This is a genomic window from Alteribacillus sp. JSM 102045 (genome assembly GCF_041949975.1).
Taxonomy (GTDB): Bacteria; Bacillota; Bacilli; order Bacillales; family Marinococcaceae; genus Alteribacillus.
In genome coordinates, this window is sequence record NZ_JBHFQG010000023.1 from 13,709 (window position 1) to 32,859 (window position 19,151).

Genomic DNA, 19,151 nt, shown 5'->3' on the forward strand with positions numbered 1-19,151 from the left:
TGTCCGTTCCCTATCTTACCACGACTTCTTACTAGATTTCACCCTTCAGGGCTTGACTCTATGCCTATAAATAATAATAAGGGGTCCCGGAACACTGTATAACAATATAATTCCCATCTATTTCCGGATTTTTCACATGGTGAGAAGATTTTTTAAGGTATGGAATCCAAAGCACCTTTCCATTTGCATCGGTCACAACCGGCCAAATGTTTCGTTTAACTTGTGGAATTTTTTCGTCTATAAAGATACGATTTACCTTTTTTGTTCCCTTCATTCCTAATGGCTGAATTTTATCTCCAGCCTTCCTTTTACGAATTAACAGCGGAAATGCTGCGTCTTCTTCTTTACATACAAACACATTTTCTTGATTTTCAGACCCCTTCATATTAAAAGTTTTTTTAGCAATAAAGCTCATATCATCATAAGAGACCTGTCCCGGTACATTTAAACTCCGTGTTTGTCTCTCTTTTGATACTTGTCCTGCACCATTGTAAAGCATAAAACATAAGGAATCATACGAACGAGACACCTTTACCCCTCCCGGCCAATCCAATGAAAAGGAGGGGTGACGCTGGTGTAATAAATCAATCAACTGTTTAATATGTAAAATGGATAATTCAGGAACTTGTGAATAACAAAGATACCTTAATGTTAGATGAATCCCCCTTCTTTGTAAAGGGAGCGGAAGCGCTCTCAACCCCTCTGCAGAAATCGTCACGAAATGTTCATTCTCCTCTAATAGGAGACGCTGGATTTCTTTTTCCGCCTGAGCCTCAATATAACGCTGTTCTTCACTTGTCCAGTCTAGAAAATCTTGAAAATGACGATGAACCAGCTTGTTTTCCTGCTTTAAAAAAGGAAGCACATTATGCCGGAACCTGTTTCTTGTGTATTTGTTGGAGGAGTTGCTTTCATCCATGCGAAAAGGAATGTGGTTTTCATGACAATAAGAAAGAATGTCTTCTTTCGTAACGGGCAGCAATGGCCGAATTAATTTTCCTTGTCCAAAAGGTCTGGAGGGTGCTATACCTGTTTCACCCAAAACTGCTCTTCCTGTAACCTGCTTCATGAGCATTGTTTCTATTTGATCATCAGCATGATGGCCCGTTGCCAGTACGTCTAATTTATTCTCAGCCATCAAGGACTTCAGGTATTGATAGCGAAGATAACGTGCTTGTTCTTGAACGGTTCCGCCTTCTTTTTCTAATGCTTCTTTGACTGCTACACGTTTACAGAAAAAAGGTATGCTGTTATTGCTGCACCATTTTCTTACAAACCTCTCATCTTCTTCTGCGGTTTTTTCTCTTAATCCATGATTAACATGAGCTGCATAAACTTCTACTTCCCACTTAAACTTACATTCCTTTAATAAATACAAAAGAGCCATAGAATCCGGCCCTCCAGACACAGCTGCTAAAACTTTATTTCCGTTCTTTAACAGATTTCGTTCTGTGATCCATTGCTCAATGATTTGTTTCATAACGCTGTCCTACTCCTTTACCAATAGAAAAAATAGACAGGGCGAACACTAAGCCTGCAGCAATGGCACCGGCTTGCAGTAAAGTTTCTACTCCTAGCTCCAACCCATTAAAATAATCTTCTTCGACAAAGGCAAGCATAGTAGAATAAGCTCTCCCGCCAGGAACAAGCGGAATAATACCCGGAATCGTAAAAGTGGTTACTGGAACACGTTTAAAACGTGCCAGCCAATGAGAAGCAAAAGCGGCTGCGAATGCTGCCACAGCAGCAGAAAACACTTTGGTCCAGCCAAAATCTGGAAGGGAGCTGTAAATAAACCAAGTAAGAACACCAATAATCCCGCCCCACCACACAAGGCGGAGCGGTATATTAAATATTATGCCAAAGGCAACGGTAGCTATAAAACATAATAATAATTCTATCCAAACCATCGGACACACTCCTGAACGTATATTGAATTAAATATAAAGAATTGACAGGGAAACAGCAACACCTGCTGCAATAGATAGAGAGGTGACGCCTGCTTCCGCCCCGCGAGCAACACCGGCTACAAGATCTCCTGACATAAGATCTCTTACAGAGTTTGTCAGGGGAACCCCGGGTACCAGCGGAATGAGTGTACCGATTATGATTTGATCAATATTCATGCCAAAGCCAGACTGAACTATTAATATGGCTACTATCCCACCAGATAAAGCAGCCAAAAACTCTGAAAAGAATTTCACTTTTAAATACTTTTGGTAGAGCACAAGGGAGACAGTGGTAATTAATCCTCCAATAAACGCTGGAAAAACATCAAATAAGCTTCCCCCTATTAAGTAGGAGAAAGCAGCTCCTCCAATACCGGAAGCTAAATAAATCAGCCACAGGGGATAATTCATAGGTGCTTTTTCAATATCAATAAGTTCCTTGATTGTCTCTTCAATGGTTAATTTACCATGGGTAAATTCTCTTGAAACCTGATTTACTGATGTTACCTTGCTTAAATCCTGGTACCTTTCGCGCACACGAATCATTTGCATTAAATCCTGCCCATTTTTTGTACGAAAGGCGAGAAAAATGCCGGTAGTAGTGACAAAACTGCTCACATTATGCATTCCAGCAGATTGAGCCATGCGTGTCATTGTATCTTCTACTCTGTACGTTTCAGCACCGTATCGAAGCATTAATTTTCCGCCTAATAAACAGCATTCCATTGTTTGCTCTGCTGTTCCCATGAAAAGCCTCCACCTCTTTTCCCACTCTTACATCCATTGTCCCATAAAGTATAGAATAGATGATAGAAAGAGAAAAGAGGCTGTAAGAATGATTTCTATTCGGTAGGAGGAGGATTTTTCTTTATTTCTTTTATTTTGTGGCGGCTTGGCAGGGCTTCTAGTATTTTTAGCCGGCCGTGATGAGCGACGCGGCTTCTTGATTTTATGCGAATTTTTATGTGAACGAGCTTCAATGGCTTCCATTAAATCTTTTTTCATCCATTGAGCTCCGGCATAGTTTCCTTTTAAGGCATTAAGAAGTATTTTTTTATAAGGAGCCAAAGAAGACATGCTTGTAATCCGTCTTGTTAAATAATCTATGCTGTTTTCCTTATCAGCTGGTTTGTTAAACCTCTCGTGATATGCAGTTTGAATAAAAATCATTGCTGCAGAAAACAAATCATAAGATGGCTCTGCTTTGCGGTCTCCAAGACCCCAATACCCTCTGTCGTAAAATTCTGTATATTCCTTGATTGCTCTCCCAATTTTAGTCGTGCCTCCTACATCAAACCATCTAACTCGTGCTGGCGGGCCTGTAATAATTAAATTTTCCGGCTTTAAATCGCCGAACACCCAGCCTTCTCTGTGCAAGCGGTCCAGATCCCCTAATAACTGGACCATCAGTACTGGAGCCCACTCTATACCTTTTCTTTTAGTAAACGTCACAAGCGGCTCCCCTTTTAAATACTCCATACAGAAAAAAGGGTACGTTTCATTTCTGATTTCTATATCATCTACATCCCATAAAGAGGGACCAAGAACATTGCCTTTCACTTTGGAGAAATGCTTTAATACATTTATTTCCGAAGTGAGCGACATTTTGTTTTCTCCAATTTTCACTGCAGCTTGGCCGGTCCTGGTTTCCACTAAATAAACAGACCCGGTCGCTCCATTGCCTAGCTTATTAACAATTCGGTAAGGATTTTTGTTCCACTTCCCGAGCCATTTTGTTCCGGGAGCTAGATTAGAAGCCTGATTCTTCAAATGGACCTTCTTTCTCTCCATATTCAATCAGACTCCTTCTATCATGACGTTTTTCAAAATGGTATAATGCAGCTTTTAAGGCTGGCCCGGTTGGAGTTACTCCTCCTGTAATCATACGGTTAAAAGTACCTGTCAGAGAGTTGATCTTTGGTGTCCAGTCTAATACTTTTTCAACCTCTTTTCTTTTCCCGGGAAATAAAAACAGGGAAAAGTGATTTCCACCTGTTCTGGAATTTAAACTGATGGATAAATCAGAAAGCGCTTCTTGTACCATAGGAAGCTTAGATTTCATGCTTGCGCTGGTATCTACAAGTATTAAAACCTCTAAACTAATTTTTTCACCTAACTCATCCACCACCTCCATCACTTCTCCTCTTTTATCAGGAGGAAGATCTTCCATTTCCTGTTCTTCACCTAAAATATGGCGCAATTCATTATGCACCACTCCATGAAGAGTTTGCGTCATAGCTTGTCTAGTAACCATTTGCACAGTTTGCGATAATTGGTTAGCATATACAACCTGACTGACACCTCCTCCGGCCATAGAAATTTCTTCTACTTCTTTTATGCCATGTTCACGCGCGGCACCATGTTCTAGAATGCCAATCACATTAACAGTTATTCCCTTTTCTTTCGCAAAAGCAGCTACTGCGGCTGGGTCTTCTCCTTCATTAGAACAACCATCCGTTAACAATAAAATCTGCCTTATTTTTCCACCGCTCATATAAAAATTCCCCTCCGTTTTTGGTATTATTTTCATCTTAGACGATGTTGACAAAATATATACCTGCCGGGAGGACTCTTAAACCAAGGAAATAACTTGTTATCAGGCTTTTTTTCGTTTTAATGGAACGGAATGACGAACCGGTATGGCTGCCCATTTTGATAAGTTGCGTTCTATTTTGGCAGCTACTATGGTCATGTCATCATTTATTTTCCCCTGAGATACCCGCATCACTCTCTCTAAAAGCAAGTCAGCCATTTCCTGCGGATCGTCTGTTTCAAGCTGGGTCATAATACGCTTTATCCATATCTCTGTATTCTCAATTGGACCTGGAATATCAAATATTCCATCACTCATCATAATTAGCATATCTCCTTCTTTCATTTGTTCGGTGACCACATCTAATTCGGCATGCTCCATCATACCAATAGGCAGATTCCCTGCTTCAATTTGTTTTACCTTATCATCTCTTTTAATGAAACTTGGAATGGACCCTATTTTGATAAACCTTCCTTTGGCTTCTTGCAAATCTATCATTGCAAGATCCAGGGTAGAGAACATTTCTTCTGTTGAACGCAAACTTAATATAGAATTAATGGAGCGTATAGCTGTTTTTTCATCCATCCCGGAAGCCAAAATAGTCTGTAAAATTTGCAAAGCGGAGCTGCTCTCTCTATGTGCTTTCTCTCCGCTTCCCATTCCATCACTTATCGCAATAGCATGTTTACCTGCCCCAATATCCATAGAGGCGTAACTGTCCCCTGAAACCCACCCTCCTCCTTTAGCTACTGAGGCTGTACCAATATCAACTGTAAAAGTTCGGGCAGAAACAAAGGTGAAATTGGAATATTCAGATATATTTTCGTATGGTTCTTCTTTTTCTACAATAATGTGTTCTTTTAAAATATCAGAAAGCATAGGGGCTATTATTTTTTCTGCTTGTTCGGCTCCAACCCCCTTTAATACACTCATTTCTATTTCAACGTTACCTTCATCAAGCCTGTATATGTCTACATGACCAATATCAAGTCCTGCGTCCTGTAAAGCTTCATGAATTTGCTCTTCCTGCCAATGATGCGCTTCTTTTTCTCTCTGTATTTCCCGAGCGAAATCATCCATAACTTCTGAGACCCCTTTAAGCTGGTCAGCTACAAGCTGGCGGCTTTCTTTTACTTGTTTTGTCAGCTCCCTTCTCGCTTGATCTTGTTTTAATTCCTCCTCCATCACATTTATCATCCTCGTGTCATAATGACAGTGCTTTTTCCATTGGTTCTTTGCAGCAGCACCTACCTTTCCATTTTTATCGAGTTCATACAGCATATTTGTCATTCCATCATAGGTTTCATGAAATTGATTGACCCAGCATCTTTCTTTCCGAAAACAGGTTTGACATGTTTTTTCCGTAATTTTACTTAATAATTCATCTCTTTCTTTATCTTCCCTTTCCGCTTCAGCCATTTCAGGCTGAGACATAAAGCTTTTAGAGAGCGTTTGAAATAATTTAGAAAATTTTTCCACCTTTAAAGCGGTAATGTCCCTTATTTTTTTCATATGTTTCTGCTGTTCACGAGCATATTCCGGAGTTCCTGGAATATACTTTTCTATAAAAGAAGTGATAAAACGAGGAGTAAACAAAAACAAAGCAATAGCTGCGGCAGACTCAGCCAGCGTCAAACTAGCTCCATTCATCCCGTCACCATATAAAGCTATTAAAGCCGTACCGAGCAGCATACCAATACTAACACCAATTTTTTTGCCTTCTTTTAAAAGCCCGCCAAGAAGACCTGCAAAGGCAAGCAAACTCATTTGATATAAATTAGCAACAGAGGCAAGACTTAAGACAAGCCCGGCTATAACACCAACAGATGCTCCAAGCGCCGCACCACCAGTATACGCAAACAACAGTACGAGATATCTTGCAAGTGTATGTTCTGCAGCCATCCCGTAGATAACCCAGCCGATGGCTCCTGTCATGACAGAAGCTAACAATATGATAAAACAAACAATTTCTTCATGTTTTAATGGTTGTTTTCTTTTTTTCGTAATTAATAAAGGCATGCTTTGCAAAAAAATCATCGTTAAAATAAAACTCAAGCCTGCTTCCACACCTGCCATCACCATCGAGTAAGAAGAAAGGCTTCCTTGCTCGAGCCAGACAGTACTTCCGCGTGCGAATACTGTAGCTATTAACACCGATAATGGCAAGGCCCAACTCATTCGCCATCCATATCGGGTGATCCATTCATAGATACCTACAAAGACAGCGATTGCTGCTAGAACAAAGGCTCCATGGAAGACGGGACCGAAAAAAGTACCAACAATAATCCCAGCAGCTGCAATAATTCCTTTTTCTTTTCGCCAGGAATATACTGCGGCAAAAAACGGAAGTGCAAACGGAAAAAGTTCTGCAAGCAGAACAGCTCGTCCTAATAGAATTCCTAGAATAAATACGAGACCGCCCCATTGAATAAACAACATTTCCAGCCCTCTTAAAGATTTTTGTTTCGTTCGATGACCTGCGTTTTTTAATCTCGCCCGTACTAAATCCCAAATCGGCTCTGTTTCTTCTGCCACTTCTGCTCGTTTAGTTAGATCCCGTTGATACATTATCCACCCACCACCTGCTACAAAGTTTGTGGGTTAATTATATATGCTCCGTTTTTAAATGTTTGTCAAAATAACCAACAGATCCAAAAAAAGTCTTCGACGATTTATTTTTTAAAAAGAAGCCACTGTTCATAAGGTTTTGCACCCAATTCTCAAAAATTGCAGTACATCAACTAACAATTTCTTACAGCAAATAAGAAAGAATGCTCGTTTCTGAAGTAAAAACAAACAGAATGATGTTAAAAAAGAAAATTAAAACGTCCTGATTGGGGCCTGGGTGAGGCAACTTCTGGGTTGTAAAAACGATTTTCGCGCTTTTAGAATAAGATCTTTATTGAAGTTCGACTAACATAAAGAAACTTTTACTCCATTCGCGTCTATCTCCACAAACAGGACACGGTGTTTTTGGAGATGGGTGTTTAAAATAATACCACCACCCCGTGCGGATAACGTTTCAGTTGGTACATAAACTTTTTAACCCAAAAAAAGAGCCTGACTCTCATGGAGTGTCAGACTCGTGTTTTTACTTTAATATGTATGGTAGCGGCGGAGGGGATTGAACCCCCGACCTCACGGGTATGAACCGTACGCTCTAGCCAGCTGAGCTACGCCGCCGTCTTTATGCAACACGAATGATTATATAATGTGATCGATGCCACGTCAACCATTCCATAAAAATTTTTAAAAGCAAATGAATTAACTGCCAAAAGAGTGTAAGGAGAAACGGAAAATTTCTTTACATTATGATTTCTCCCTATCATCTCTTAAAGCAGTCTTCAAGAATTTATTCAGTAAAGCCTGCAGCAAGCTGCTTATTTTTTGGAGCGTCCGCCGCGTTTAGAATCAGTTTGTTTCCGCAAAGAAGCAAGCCTCTCCTCGCTGTCTTTCATAAAACGATTCATTTTTTCTTCAAAAGATAAGGGTCTCTGTCCTTTTCCAGGACCACCTCGGCGATCTCCTTTAGGGCGATCCCCTTTAGAACGATCTCCTCTTGGACGGTCACTTTGAGGCCGTTCCTGAGCTTTACGAATGGAAAGACCAATCTTGCCATCGTCTTCCACTTTCATTACCTTTACAGTGACCTCGTCACCAACGCTTAAAAATTGATTGATATCGTCTACGTACTTATCAGCCACTTCGCTAATATGAACCAGCCCAGTTTTACCATCCGGCAGCTCCACAAATGCTCCAAAATGGGTGATACCTGTGACCTTCCCTTGCAACTTGCTGCCTACTTCGATTGACATTTAAAAAAAGCTCCTCCTTATTATCTTTCCTTAGAAAGCTGACTTTACAGTCTTAAAATCATTACTATTATACTCGAATGATAAAAAAAGTGTCAATCTGTTGATTCGTCAGGTACTTTAAATAGTGTTTCGCCCGGTTTTGTTAAATAATAGTCTCTTCTCGCCACTTCTGCTATGTAGTCTAGGTCATTGTAGTTTTTTACGTCTTGTTTCAGGCGAGATTCTTCTGCATGCAGCTCTTCAAGTTCATTTTCAAGTTCAGCACGTTCTGCTTTCTTAGCCTCAAGTGTCGACCATTGAGATACCAGCATTACGGTGAATATGACAGCCAGAACTGCACCTGTAATCGAAAGAGCAGTAAGGCGGCGAACAAGTCCGCGCTGTCTTTTTGAGGAAGCGGCTTGTAAACGCTCTTGTTCTCTAGCTTGCTCTTTCACATAGGGCTTATTAATCTCCGTTACTTTTTTCTTTCCCGAAACCAATAAAAATCACCCCGGCTTATTTAAAAATCCTCCATTTTACCCTTTTTCGTATGGCATGAAAAGTTTTTTCTGAAAATGTAATGATCGGTTGAGGAAGTAAACGTCTCAATATTGGGATGAGAAAACGAGCTGCCAGCTTCAAAGGGAACATAAGGAGGTGTAAAAGAAAAATCAGAACGTTTCCACTTAGGGTTAATCCTATCATAACGGACGAGGTGATGAGTTTCAATACGAATTTTACAGGAGAGACTATCATCACCTGGAACGTTGCTGTTATTGCTTTTCTAATCCAGCGAACCAGCGAGAAGCCAACCTCCATGGTTCTGATAAAGGGGCTCCTTCCATAACGGCGATAGATAAAAAAACCTATCATTAATGCAAGAAAAATATATATTCTAAGCTCACCCTCATTAACATGAAGCAGCACATAAAAAACAAGAAGAGCCTGTACAAGCCAAAACAAAAGGTCCCATAACACTCGCGGCCAGAAGGCTTTCACTGACCGAACCGTTAACCGATGATAAAAATCCAGGCTCATTCCAACTACAAGTCCCATTGCTACCATCGCAAACATGGTCTGAAATTGAATGGTAAGACTCACTTAAACAACTTCCCTATGAATCCTTTAGATTTTCCAGTAGTTTGATCGACGTAAACCAGGTCATCTACTTTCCCCTCAATTGATATGATGCCTTCATGCACGTCTAAGTTTTTTATATGCAAATTATGACCGCGTACAGACAGGAAGCCGAGGGACGTTTCTAACAAAAATTCTTCATTATCAAAACTCTCTACTTCTTTTACCCCTGTAATATCAAGACTTTTTCTGCCTTTTAATATTACTTCATGGGGGGGCTGCGGACGCTGAGCCATTGAATCTTCTCTAAAAGACATATTCCACACACTCCTCTTATCGATAGCTTGTCACATATATATGTGTCTTGAATAAGAGATAGTAGTAGAAATATACCTTTTTTTGATTATTCGTTTACCGGTTGTTCTTTTAGTACGGTGTACATCGTGTTAGAGGCTTCTTTTTTGGTCGTATCCTTTATTTCATCCACCCGAACTGTTACAAGTTTAGAACCAAACTTTATAGAAATTTCATCTCCAGGCGCTACTTCTGTGCCTGCTTTTGCTTTGTTTCCATTTACCGTAATTCTTCCTTGAGAAGCAACTTCTTTTGCTAAGGTTCTTCGTTTAATCAGTCTTGAAACTTTTAAAAATTTATCGATTCGCATATGTTTTCTCCTCTCCTGGAAAATGTACTGAACTATTTTCGTTTTGCCTCTTCCCATAATCGGTCCATATCTTCTAAGGATGTGTCTTCGAGAGTTCTTCCTTGTTTTGCTAAAGTTTCTTCAATATGAGCAAATCTTGTTTTAAATTTAATATTAGTCATATGCAGAGATTCTTCAGGATGTAATTTATAAAAACGTCCTAAATTGACAAGTACGAACAACAAGTCTCCAAATTCTTTTTTCATTGCTTCTTTGTTGCCTTGCTTTACTTCATGCAGCCACTCTGCTGTTTCTTCCTGCAGCTTTTTCCACATCGGAGCATCATCGTCCCAGTCAAATCCAACTTTTGCTGCCTTTTTCTGCAGTTCATAAGCTTGCATAAGTGCTGGCATAGAAGCTGGAATATCGCTCAAAAGCGAACCTTCTGATTCTTTTTCGGAACGTTTGACAGCTTCCCAATTCTCATTCACCTGCTCCTCTGTATGAGCTTTTGTGTCAGCAAAGACATGCGGATGCCGACGTATCATCTTAGAAGTTAACGTCTCTATTATATCTTCTACGTTAAAATATCCTTTGTCTTCTCCAATCTGCGCATGAAGCATGACCTGCAGAAGTACATCACCAAGCTCTTCCTGTAAATGTTCATCATCTTCCTGATCAATCGCGTCAATCACTTCATAAGCTTCCTCAAGAAGGTACCGTTTTAAAGAATGGTGGGTCTGCTTTTTATCCCATGGACAGCCATCCGGGCCACGAAGTTCTGCAATAACATGACGAAGGGTCTCAAATTCACGATATAATAAGTTGTCTAGGCGAACTGGCGGTACATAGAGAGCAGTGAGATTGTTTTGTGTCATTTCCCGGTCTAATTCAAAAAGAGCAATTTTTTGCAGCTTTTCTTTGGATGTGCCAGCCGCTGTTACAAGTGTTACCTCATAATCATCTGGATATTTTTCCATTAAAGTCAGTTTAACCTCTGAAGCAGTCATTTCATCATAAACCTGACTAATGATAATATGCTGGGTCATTTTTAAATCATGCGTTTGCAGAGAGGTGGCGTCCAACAGTTGAAACCCATTATTAGGATCGATTCGAAGAGATGAAAACATCGGATCTAAAAAGCTTTGTCCGCCAAGAATTTCAACTTCCACCAGTCCCTCTGCTTCCTTCTCTATAAGCCGCTCTACTGTTAATTCAGCTGTCATCGGGTGGCCGGGCACTGCATAATAGATATGATTAAATTTCGATGCTGCCTCCATTAATTCCTCTATTATATTTTCATAAACTTCTTCAAAAGTCTCATTAGCTTCATACAAGTGATCAAAGCTTAAATACGAAACCTCTTCTTCCTCTAGTTCTTTCACAACTGGGTGCTCAGCTGTACGCAAAAAAAGTGGTTCCGCTTTTTTCAGCGTTTTATATAAACCAAGAGGAAGCTGTGCTAATTCACCAATACCAAGACCAATTACCACGATTTGCGGTAGTGTGTTTTTATCCAAATTACTGTTCATGTTTCTTCTCCTTTCGGTCTATTATCTTTTCTATTTTTTCCATGCCAGGAAGCAGAAAACGTTCTTCTCGAGTAAAAAGAGATAAACGAACCAAAAGCCAAACAAATATAAAAGCACAAGCAGGGGCTGTAATTAAAGAGACTGCTGCAGCTCCTGGCCTTGTGGTGATCGAAAAAATATAAGAACAACTGAAATACAGCACAACTGCTGCCAGGCCCATACAGCTAAGTGATATGATAGCTTTTGTAATCCATCGCCAAGAAGGAAACGTCATTAATTGCTGTTTATAAATAAATAGAATATTACATAGAGCAGTGGCTGTCATTCCAATAACGGTTGCTGCAGCTGCTCCCTTCTCATTAAATAAAGGAATCAGCCATACATTTCCTGCAGCTTTCATTAATAAACCAAGCAAAAGAAAAGCAGCTGGCACTACAAAATAGTCGTGGCCTTGCATCACTGCTGCAGCAGCCATAACCAACCCGCTGAAAACAAGCGAGACTGCTAATATACGAAGTATATCTGTGCCTTTTGCGTTTTCAAACAACATAATATTAACAGGCTCCGCTATAATGAAAAGGCCTATAGCAGAAGCAGCACCGATTAAAAAACTTATTTGAACAGCAAGTGCTGCATACTTCTGAGAGGCTTCCATGTTACCCTTGAGTTTTTCTCTGCCTATAAGAGGAACCACAGCCATAGCAAAAGACGTGGCAATAACGGTGCCAAATTGCAAAAGCGGCTGTCCCCTATCGAATATTCCCTTACCAGCCTTTGCTTCTTCTGAAGACATTCCATAGTTTTGCAATATGCGGGCTACAGAAAAAGCATCAATGAATTGATAAAGAATAAATATCATAGCACCCGTACAAACTAGCAAACCTCTGCTTAAGACCTTCGTCTTTAATTGTTTGACCTTTTCCAGGACACCAGTCCAATTCACTCGATTACGCCTTTCAATGTGCAGAGTAAAGAAAAATTTTATAAGGAAAACAGCACCTGCAGCACTTCCTGTAATCGAGCCGATCGCTGCAGCGACACCAGAAGAATAGGCTCCCTTTCCTGATAAAGCGACAAGAAAGGCAAGTCCTAAAATAACTGCTACCCTAACGCACTGTTCAATCATATGAGATACAGCTGTAGGCTTCATTTCTCCCATTCCTTGAAAATAACCACGACACGCAGAAAAAATAGGAATAAATAAATAAACGAAAGAAATGATACGCAGGGGTACAGCCAGCTTTTCATCTCCCATCGCAGCTGCTATTGGTACTGCCCCAAAAAACAAAATAAAAAATAATGGTGCATGAGTGAGCAACAAAATCAATAAAGAAGCGTACGCTGTTTCTGCTGCTTTTCTTACTCCTTCTTGCTCGTTTGTTTCCATCACTAACTTTGAAATAATGACGGGAAACCCGTACATAGAGATAACCATAGCTGCTCCATAAAAAGGATATATCTGCTGATAGACATAATATCCCAAATCTCCAGTTATATTCTGATAAGGCACGCGGTATAATGCACTCAGAATTTTTCCAAGAAACGCTGCACCGGTAATGAGAAAAGCTCCTTTCCATATGCTTTTGCCCTTTATGTATGGTTGTGACATTACTATCTCCCTTTCGCTTTTCCCAGTATATCACAGCTAAGAAAGAAACTAAGAGAGGACAGGATTAGACAGCGAAAAAGCTGCCCTTAATTGTTTTAAAGGCAGCTGCATCTCGTGCTATGCATTTTTCTAGACTATAATTTACACAAACGCTATTGTTCCATTTGTCTTGCCAAAAAGCCTGCAGCTGTTTCAAGTAATTTCCCGGAGATAGCTTCATCCACCTTATCATCTTTTGCAATCATTACTACTGCTCCAATAGGATCTCCGTTAGCTATGATAGGGGCCACCGCATACCCTCTCATGGTTTCTTCATGGTCACTGACGATGTTGTAATCTCCTTTACTGGACGTCACTTTTGTTTTTCGTTCATTGATTGCCTCTTCTACTGCACCGCCAATGCTTTTATTTGCATAATCTTTCTTTACACCGCCGGATACAGCAATAAATGTATCCCGATCAGCTACTAAAACAGGATGATGAAGTGTATCATATAAGGCCTCTGCATACTCTTTGGCAAAATCTCCAAGTTCAGAGATAGGAGAATACTTCTTCAGTATTACTTCCCCATCGCGGTCGACAAAGATCTCGAGAGGGTCTCCTTCTCTGATTCGTAATGTGCGGCGGATTTCTTTGGGTATTACTACTCTTCCTAAATCGTCAATGCGGCGGACAATGCCTGTTGCTTTCATCATGGAAGTGTGCCTCCCTTTCTAATGGTGTTTTTCTTAAGATGGTTAAGAGACATAAGGATTAGTGCATGTTTCTGCCGCTTCCTTAATTCGAGGTAAAATAGCGGAGTTGGAAGTTTCCCCGTCTCTTTCTTATATTGTTTTTATTATCCACCGCAGGTAAATAACTATTCATTATTTTTTATAAAGCTGCCATTTTCTTTTTGACATTGTTAGGAAAAGTATAAATCTGGCAAACAGCATAAAGCAGATGTTTCATTCAAACTACAGGACGTGTCGTACTTGATACAAGCCTGTTTTTTTAATTAGGAAGAAGCAGTTTCTTCTTTTACTTTTTTGGTCGTCGGAAGTTTGTTTACTAACACTTCCAGTATTTCTAAAAGACGTTTGCCTGATATCCGCTTTTGATGAATAACAAGTTTTATTTTCTGGCCGCTGGTGCCTAGTCCAACCTCTCTTCCAAATTCATTTACCGCTTCAAAAAGCTTCGAACCATCAATATTCTGGCTTGTCTCTTCTCCAATAAGAAGTGTGGTTTTACCGCCTTCTTGAACAATAGATTCGACCCCATTTTCTCTTGCCATTATTTTAATTTTGGATAAGGTAAACAGATAATTGGTCTCTTCTGGATAATCACCAAACCGGTCAACCATTTCATCTTGTAAATCCTGAAGATCCTCAAGCGTTTCCAACCCTTTAAATCGCTTATACATCTCTATTTTCTGCTTAGAATCACCAATATAATTTGCTGGAATGTAAGCATCGACTTTCACATCTATTTCTATATCAGGTATTTTTACTTTTGGTTTGTCCCCTTTTCGCTCTTCAATGGCATCCTTAAGCATTTGGGAATATAAATCGAAGCCAACCGATTCAATGAAGCCATGCTGTTCGGCACCGAGAAGGTTGCCTGCACCTCTTATTGATAAATCACGCATAGCGATTTTAAAACCGGATCCAAGCTCAGTAAATTCTTTTATGGCCTGCAGGCGTTTCTCTGCAATTTCTGTTAACACTTTATCACGCTGATAAGTGAAATAAGCATAAGCTACTCGGTTTGAGCGCCCTACACGTCCTCTGATTTGGTACAACTGCGAAAGTCCCATCTTATCAGCATTGTAAATAATTAATGTATTCACATTTGGAATATCCACGCCTGTTTCAATGATGGTCGTAGTAACCAGAACATCTTTATTTCCATCAAGGAAATCTATCATCACCGACTCAAGTTCCTGCTCATTCATTTGGCCGTGAGCATAAGCTACTTCTGCTTCTGGAACAAGCATAGAAATTTGTTCAGCCATTCTGCTTATGTCATCGACTCTGTTGTACAAAAAGTATACTTGACCTCCTCTGCTTAACTCTCTTTCAACTGCTTCTTTGATAAGAGAAGCATTATAATCAAGCACATAGGTTTGTACTGGAAAACGATTTTCAGGAGGAGTTTCGATAACAGATAAATCCCGTACTCCAAGCATCGACATATGCAAGGTTCTAGGTATTGGCGTCGCTGTTAAAGTCAGCACGTCTATGTTTGCTTTCATTTGCTTGATTTTTTCTTTATGGGTTACACCAAACCGCTGCTCTTCATCGACTATTAAAAGTCCCAGGTCTTTAAATTTAACGTCTTTAGATAATATTCGATGAGTACCTATCACAATATCAATTCCGCCCGTTTTTATCCCATTAATAGTCTCGGTTTGTTGTTTCCGGGTCCGAAAACGGCTTAAAAGCCCTATATTAATTGGGTAATCAGTAAAACGTTCTGAAATTGTATCGAAATGCTGCTGAGCTAAAATGGTAGTTGGCACAAGTAAAGCCACTTGCTTTCCATCAAGAATCGCTTTAAAAGCAGCACGAATCGCTACTTCTGTTTTCCCGTAACCAACATCTCCGCATAACAGCCGGTCCATAGGACGCTCTCGTTCCATATCTTCTTTGATTTCCCGGATAGCTTTGATTTGGTCCTCCGTTTCCTGATATGGAAAAGAAGAAGCGAATTCCTGTTCTTCTGCTTCATTATTAGAAAAAGCATAGCCTTTTGAAGCTTCTCGTTCGGCATATAATTTAATAAGGTCATCTGCGATATCTTGAACAGAAGATTGTACCTTACGTTTTACTTTTTTCCACTCACTGCCTCCAAGCGCATAAATCTTAGGATCTTTTTCCTCAGAACCAACATATTTTTGCACTTGGTCGATTTGTTCGACAGGTACATACAATTTATCGTTTCCAGCATAAGAGATATTCAAGTAGTCCTTGTGAATACCGCTAACTTCCAGCGTTTCAATACCTAAATACTTTCCAATGCCATGATTAATATGAACCACTAAATCTCCAACCTGCAGCTCTGAATAGCTTTTTATTCGTTCTGCATTAGAAAGTTTCTGTCTGCGTCGTGTTCTGTTTAATTTTTTCGTAAAAGTTTCTTGCTCCGTAATGACTGCAATTTTTTCCATTGGCAGTTCAAAACCGCTATTTAACTGACCGCGAACGATAGAAGGTCTCTCTGAAGAAAAAGGACCGTCTCTTTGGACACGATCTGCCTCAATACCATAATCATCTAGAACATTTTCGAGGCGTTTTGCCCTCTCGTCATCTCCTGCAACAAACACAACAGTATAGCCGCTTTTCTTCCAGCGTTCCATTTCACTTTTTAAAACCGGCATTTGACCGTGAAACTGCTGCATAGCTTTACATTGAATGTTAGCTATATTTTGAGGCTGCAAGGAAGGTATATTTCTCAAAAATAAAGAGAAATAAATACGAGGATTTTTGCAACCTGCAAATAAATCGTCAAACCCTACTGATAATGAAATATCATTAGGTATTTCTCCTTGTTCTAAAACAGTCGTAGACCATTCTGCTTCTTCTTTATCTAAACGTTCGGCCATTTCCTGCACACGGCTGACTTCATCAAGAAAAACAACTGCATTATCTGAAAAATAAGATAAAAGTGTTGCCGGTTTTTCATAAAAATATTCCATATATTTGTATAATCCCTGAAAACGGGATTGTTCTCTTAATTGTTCTTTTTCATAAGCCAAATGTTCCTGTAATTTTTCTTTTACACCGGTATCTTGCACTTTTCTTAATGTATTAGAAAGTGATTGATCAAGCTGGTCAGCCGCTTTCTTAAATTGCTCTTGATAAAGAATTGTCTCTTGCGCAGGTCCAATTGTAACTTCTTGGACAGAATCTAAAGAACGTTGATCCTCCACTTGAAAATATCTTAAAGAATCAATTTCTGTATCGAATAATTCTATACGAACAGGATTTTCTTCAGTTAAGGAATAAATATCAATTATTCCGCCTCTAACGCTAAACTCTCCCGGGGCCGAAACCATTTCCGCTCGCTGATACCCTAAAGCGGATAAATCGGAGATTATAGAATCTAACTCTATATCTCTTCCCTGCTGCAATAAAATCTGGGCGTCTTTCCAAAGTTCCACTGGAGGAAGCAGTCTTCTAACTCCTGCCACTGGCACAATGACAATTCCATTAAACCCTTGGACAAGTTTATTAAGCACTTCGATCCGTTGTGCTCTCATTTCCGGACTGGCAATGGCAATTTCTGAAGAAATCAGCTCATTCACTGGATATAAATACACATCGGTTTCTATTAAATCTACTAAATCCTCATAAAGCTTTTGTGCCTGGTATAAAGTATGTGTAATGACTAGCTGCGGTCTATCTATTTCAGACTTGGTTAATGACACAAAAAAGGTACGAGCAGACCCGCTCAGACCTGCCACTAACTGTTCATTCATATTATTATTTATACCATCTAACACTGCGTTTACATGTTCATTGTCTGCCAGGGCCTTCTGTAATCCCTTCATGGCTCTTTTTCCTCCTTCATTCCTTCCCCAAAGTCCCCTTTTCTACCCATAACGAATCTTTTACGTTTATATCTTTTTACTAATCATATTCCACTTAGAGAGAAAAACATGCATTACAATCCGGAGCCCTTTACTTAATTGAAATTATAGCGTATACCAGTTCATTATAAAATCAGACATCCATTTCTAAATCAAGAAAGAATACATTGGCTAAATTTTTAATAAGCAGAAAAATGGGCCGGCCTTCTTCATGTTAGTGTGTGCATGAAGGGCCAGTCCCCATTTTTTATTATACGTTTAGCAAAAATGCTAGTGGATCCAGCGATCTAACTCATGAAGGTGGGGGTTGTTTTCCAGAGCTTGTTCACAGTCTTCACATGTTACTCTCACGTGAACATGTCCATCCGATCCATAATGGATAATCTGCTGCTGTTCTTCATCCGTTAATTGATCAAAACCTAAACGTGGAGACACCAATAATTCTTCATCTTCAAGCGTTCCAATAGAAGTGCCGCAATGCCGGCAATAGTACCGAATAGCCATATTTCAGCTCCTTTTGCGATCATTCATGATGTTCTAAACTGTAATTTGTTATCTTAGTATGAACCGCAAAAATGAGAGCTATACTTACGTATGGTTAATTTTTCCTGTTATATTGATTCATCACTTCATTAAATGGCTTAGAGAACCATGCTTCTGCTGCTTCTGCTGATAATTGAATGGTTTCGTCCACTGCTTTCTTATCTTGCGGTGGAAACGTTCCAAGAACATGGGACGTGACAGAATCACCTTCTAGCGGCCGGCCAATACCTATACGAACTCGCTTAAATTCTTTTGCTCCAAGTTGATTAATGATGGATTTTATACCGTTATGCCCGCCATGTCCGCCTTTTAAACGAAGACGCAAGGATCCAGGCTCTAAATCTAAATCATCATAAATCACCATCAGGTTTTCAATTTCCACATTATAAAAAGACATCAGAGGACGTAATGCTTCTCCTGATAAATTCATATAGGTCATTGGTTTTAGAAGAAAAACTTTTTCCCCTTCTACTCTAGTTTCGGCAACAAGGCTTTTATTTCCTTCTTTCCATGACAAACCCATTTTGGTTGCTAACACATCTAATGCCTCAAAACCTACATTATGACGGGTATCTTTATATTTTTGACCGGGGTTTCCAAGACCTGCAACAACTTTCACGTTTGCCTCCCCTTCCATCTGCCTGTTTAACATGATTAGAAAAACTCGGCTTATCGCCGAGTCGTTATAGCAAAAGCCGTAGTTTTACTTATATTGTTCACCAAAAATATATTACTTTCCTAACAGTGTAAAGAACGCAGACAGCCGGGGTTTGTCTTTTTGGAAAAGAGAGCTGTTGGTCCGCTTTCTCTAGAAAACCTCTTCTGTCTGCGAGTTCACCTAAATTTCAAGACTTTTCTTAAAGTCAGTAAAAAGGCATAACCGCAATGCGGCTAT

The 19,151-nt window shown here is 39.8% G+C and carries 17 protein-coding genes and 1 tRNA gene; all 18 read right to left on the reverse strand.

Annotated features, from left to right (window positions below):
* Positions 1-64 precede the first annotated feature (64 nt).
* The 18 genes from tilS to pth all read right to left on the reverse strand — a co-directional run bounded on the left by tilS (position 65) and on the right by pth (position 18,875).
* Positions 65-1,480: a tRNA lysidine(34) synthetase TilS gene (tilS, locus tag ACE1TI_RS14720; RefSeq protein WP_375008331.1), complete on the reverse strand. Its 1,416-nt coding sequence runs from the start codon at positions 1,478-1,480 to the stop codon at positions 65-67.
* Complete coding sequence (locus tag ACE1TI_RS14725) at positions 1,464-1,910, reverse strand: threonine/serine exporter family protein (RefSeq protein WP_375008332.1); 447 nt, start codon at positions 1,908-1,910, stop codon at positions 1,464-1,466. Before ACE1TI_RS14725 ends, tilS begins: the two co-directional genes overlap by 17 nt.
* A gap of 27 nt (positions 1,911-1,937) precedes the next feature.
* A complete protein-coding gene (locus ACE1TI_RS14730) occupies positions 1,938-2,696 on the reverse strand; it encodes a threonine/serine exporter family protein (protein WP_375008333.1) in 759 nt (252 codons plus the stop codon).
* 27 nt (positions 2,697-2,723) lie between these two features.
* Complete coding sequence (locus ACE1TI_RS14735) at positions 2,724-3,740, reverse strand: protein kinase domain-containing protein (protein WP_375008334.1); 1,017 nt, start codon at positions 3,738-3,740, stop codon at positions 2,724-2,726.
* Positions 3,700-4,443, reverse strand: a complete 744-nt coding sequence (locus tag ACE1TI_RS14740; protein ID WP_375008335.1) for a vWA domain-containing protein — start codon at positions 4,441-4,443, stop codon at positions 3,700-3,702. The genes ACE1TI_RS14735 and ACE1TI_RS14740 overlap by 41 nt, the downstream gene beginning before the upstream one ends.
* 102 nt (positions 4,444-4,545) lie before the next feature.
* On the reverse strand, positions 4,546-7,050 hold the full coding sequence (gene spoIIE / locus ACE1TI_RS14745; RefSeq protein WP_375008336.1) for a stage II sporulation protein E: 2,505 nt from the start codon (positions 7,048-7,050) through the stop codon (positions 4,546-4,548).
* A gap of 538 nt (positions 7,051-7,588) precedes the next feature.
* Positions 7,589-7,665 (reverse strand) — tRNA-Met (locus tag ACE1TI_RS14750).
* Positions 7,666-7,862: 197 nt separating this feature from the next.
* Positions 7,863-8,297, reverse strand: a complete 435-nt coding sequence (locus ACE1TI_RS14755) for a S1 domain-containing RNA-binding protein (protein WP_375008337.1) — start codon at positions 8,295-8,297, stop codon at positions 7,863-7,865.
* Positions 8,298-8,389: 92 nt separating this feature from the next.
* Positions 8,390-8,779, reverse strand: coding sequence for a septum formation initiator family protein (locus tag ACE1TI_RS14760; protein ID WP_375008338.1), 390 nt, complete (start codon positions 8,777-8,779; stop codon positions 8,390-8,392).
* A 16-nt stretch (positions 8,780-8,795) separates the two neighbouring features.
* Entirely contained in the window at positions 8,796-9,380 is a 585-nt protein-coding gene (gene yabQ, locus ACE1TI_RS14765) for a spore cortex biosynthesis protein YabQ (RefSeq protein WP_375008339.1), read from the reverse strand.
* On the reverse strand, positions 9,377-9,673 hold the full coding sequence (yabP, locus tag ACE1TI_RS14770; protein WP_375008340.1) for a sporulation protein YabP: 297 nt from the start codon (positions 9,671-9,673) through the stop codon (positions 9,377-9,379). Before yabP ends, yabQ begins: the two co-directional genes overlap by 4 nt.
* An 86-nt stretch (positions 9,674-9,759) precedes the next feature.
* A complete protein-coding gene (locus ACE1TI_RS14775; RefSeq protein WP_375008341.1) occupies positions 9,760-10,020 on the reverse strand; it encodes an RNA-binding S4 domain-containing protein in 261 nt (86 codons plus the stop codon).
* Positions 10,021-10,052: 32 nt separating this feature from the next.
* Positions 10,053-11,531, reverse strand: coding sequence for a bifunctional methyltransferase/pyrophosphohydrolase YabN (gene yabN, locus ACE1TI_RS14780; protein ID WP_375008342.1), 1,479 nt, complete (start codon positions 11,529-11,531; stop codon positions 10,053-10,055).
* Entirely contained in the window at positions 11,521-13,140 is a 1,620-nt protein-coding gene (locus tag ACE1TI_RS14785; RefSeq protein ID WP_375008343.1) for a putative polysaccharide biosynthesis protein, read from the reverse strand. The genes yabN and ACE1TI_RS14785 overlap by 11 nt, the downstream gene beginning before the upstream one ends.
* Before the next feature lie 152 nt (positions 13,141-13,292).
* Positions 13,293-13,832, reverse strand: a complete 540-nt coding sequence (spoVT, locus tag ACE1TI_RS14790) for a stage V sporulation protein T (RefSeq protein WP_375008372.1) — start codon at positions 13,830-13,832, stop codon at positions 13,293-13,295.
* Between the two features lie 305 nt (positions 13,833-14,137).
* On the reverse strand, positions 14,138-17,674 hold the full coding sequence (gene mfd, locus ACE1TI_RS14795; RefSeq protein WP_375008344.1) for a transcription-repair coupling factor: 3,537 nt from the start codon (positions 17,672-17,674) through the stop codon (positions 14,138-14,140).
* Positions 17,675-17,983: 309 nt separating this feature from the next.
* Positions 17,984-18,217 carry an anti-sigma-F factor Fin gene (fin, locus tag ACE1TI_RS14800; RefSeq protein ID WP_375008345.1) on the reverse strand — a complete coding sequence of 78 codons (234 nt, stop codon included), beginning with the start codon at positions 18,215-18,217 and terminating at the stop codon, positions 17,984-17,986.
* Between the two features lie 94 nt (positions 18,218-18,311).
* On the reverse strand, positions 18,312-18,875 hold the full coding sequence (gene pth, locus ACE1TI_RS14805; RefSeq protein WP_375008346.1) for an aminoacyl-tRNA hydrolase: 564 nt from the start codon (positions 18,873-18,875) through the stop codon (positions 18,312-18,314).
* Between the last annotated feature and the right edge of the window lie 276 nt (positions 18,876-19,151).

Coding starts and splice junctions, on each gene's coding strand:
- tilS (WP_375008331.1), bottom strand. CDS start 1,480: ATGAAACAAATCATTGAGCAATGGATCACAGAACGAAATCTGTTAAAG.
- ACE1TI_RS14725 (WP_375008332.1), bottom strand. CDS start 1,910: ATGGTTTGGATAGAATTATTATTATGTTTTATAGCTACCGTTGCCTTT.
- ACE1TI_RS14730 (WP_375008333.1), bottom strand. CDS start 2,696: ATGGGAACAGCAGAGCAAACAATGGAATGCTGTTTATTAGGCGGAAAA.
- ACE1TI_RS14735 (WP_375008334.1), bottom strand. CDS start 3,740: ATGGAGAGAAAGAAGGTCCATTTGAAGAATCAGGCTTCTAATCTAGCT.
- ACE1TI_RS14740 (WP_375008335.1), bottom strand. CDS start 4,443: ATGAGCGGTGGAAAAATAAGGCAGATTTTATTGTTAACGGATGGTTGT.
- spoIIE (WP_375008336.1), bottom strand. CDS start 7,050: ATGTATCAACGGGATCTAACTAAACGAGCAGAAGTGGCAGAAGAAACA.
- ACE1TI_RS14755 (WP_375008337.1), bottom strand. CDS start 8,297: ATGTCAATCGAAGTAGGCAGCAAGTTGCAAGGGAAGGTCACAGGTATC.
- yabP (WP_375008340.1), bottom strand. CDS start 9,673: ATGTCTTTTAGAGAAGATTCAATGGCTCAGCGTCCGCAGCCCCCCCAT.
- ACE1TI_RS14775 (WP_375008341.1), bottom strand. CDS start 10,020: ATGCGAATCGATAAATTTTTAAAAGTTTCAAGACTGATTAAACGAAGA.
- yabN (WP_375008342.1), bottom strand. CDS start 11,531: ATGAACAGTAATTTGGATAAAAACACACTACCGCAAATCGTGGTAATT.
- ACE1TI_RS14785 (WP_375008343.1), bottom strand. CDS start 13,140: ATGTCACAACCATACATAAAGGGCAAAAGCATATGGAAAGGAGCTTTT.
- spoVT (WP_375008372.1), bottom strand. CDS start 13,832: ATGAAAGCAACAGGCATTGTCCGCCGCATTGACGATTTAGGAAGAGTA.
- mfd (WP_375008344.1), bottom strand. CDS start 17,674: ATGAAGGGATTACAGAAGGCCCTGGCAGACAATGAACATGTAAACGCA.
- fin (WP_375008345.1), bottom strand. CDS start 18,217: ATGGCTATTCGGTACTATTGCCGGCATTGCGGCACTTCTATTGGAACG.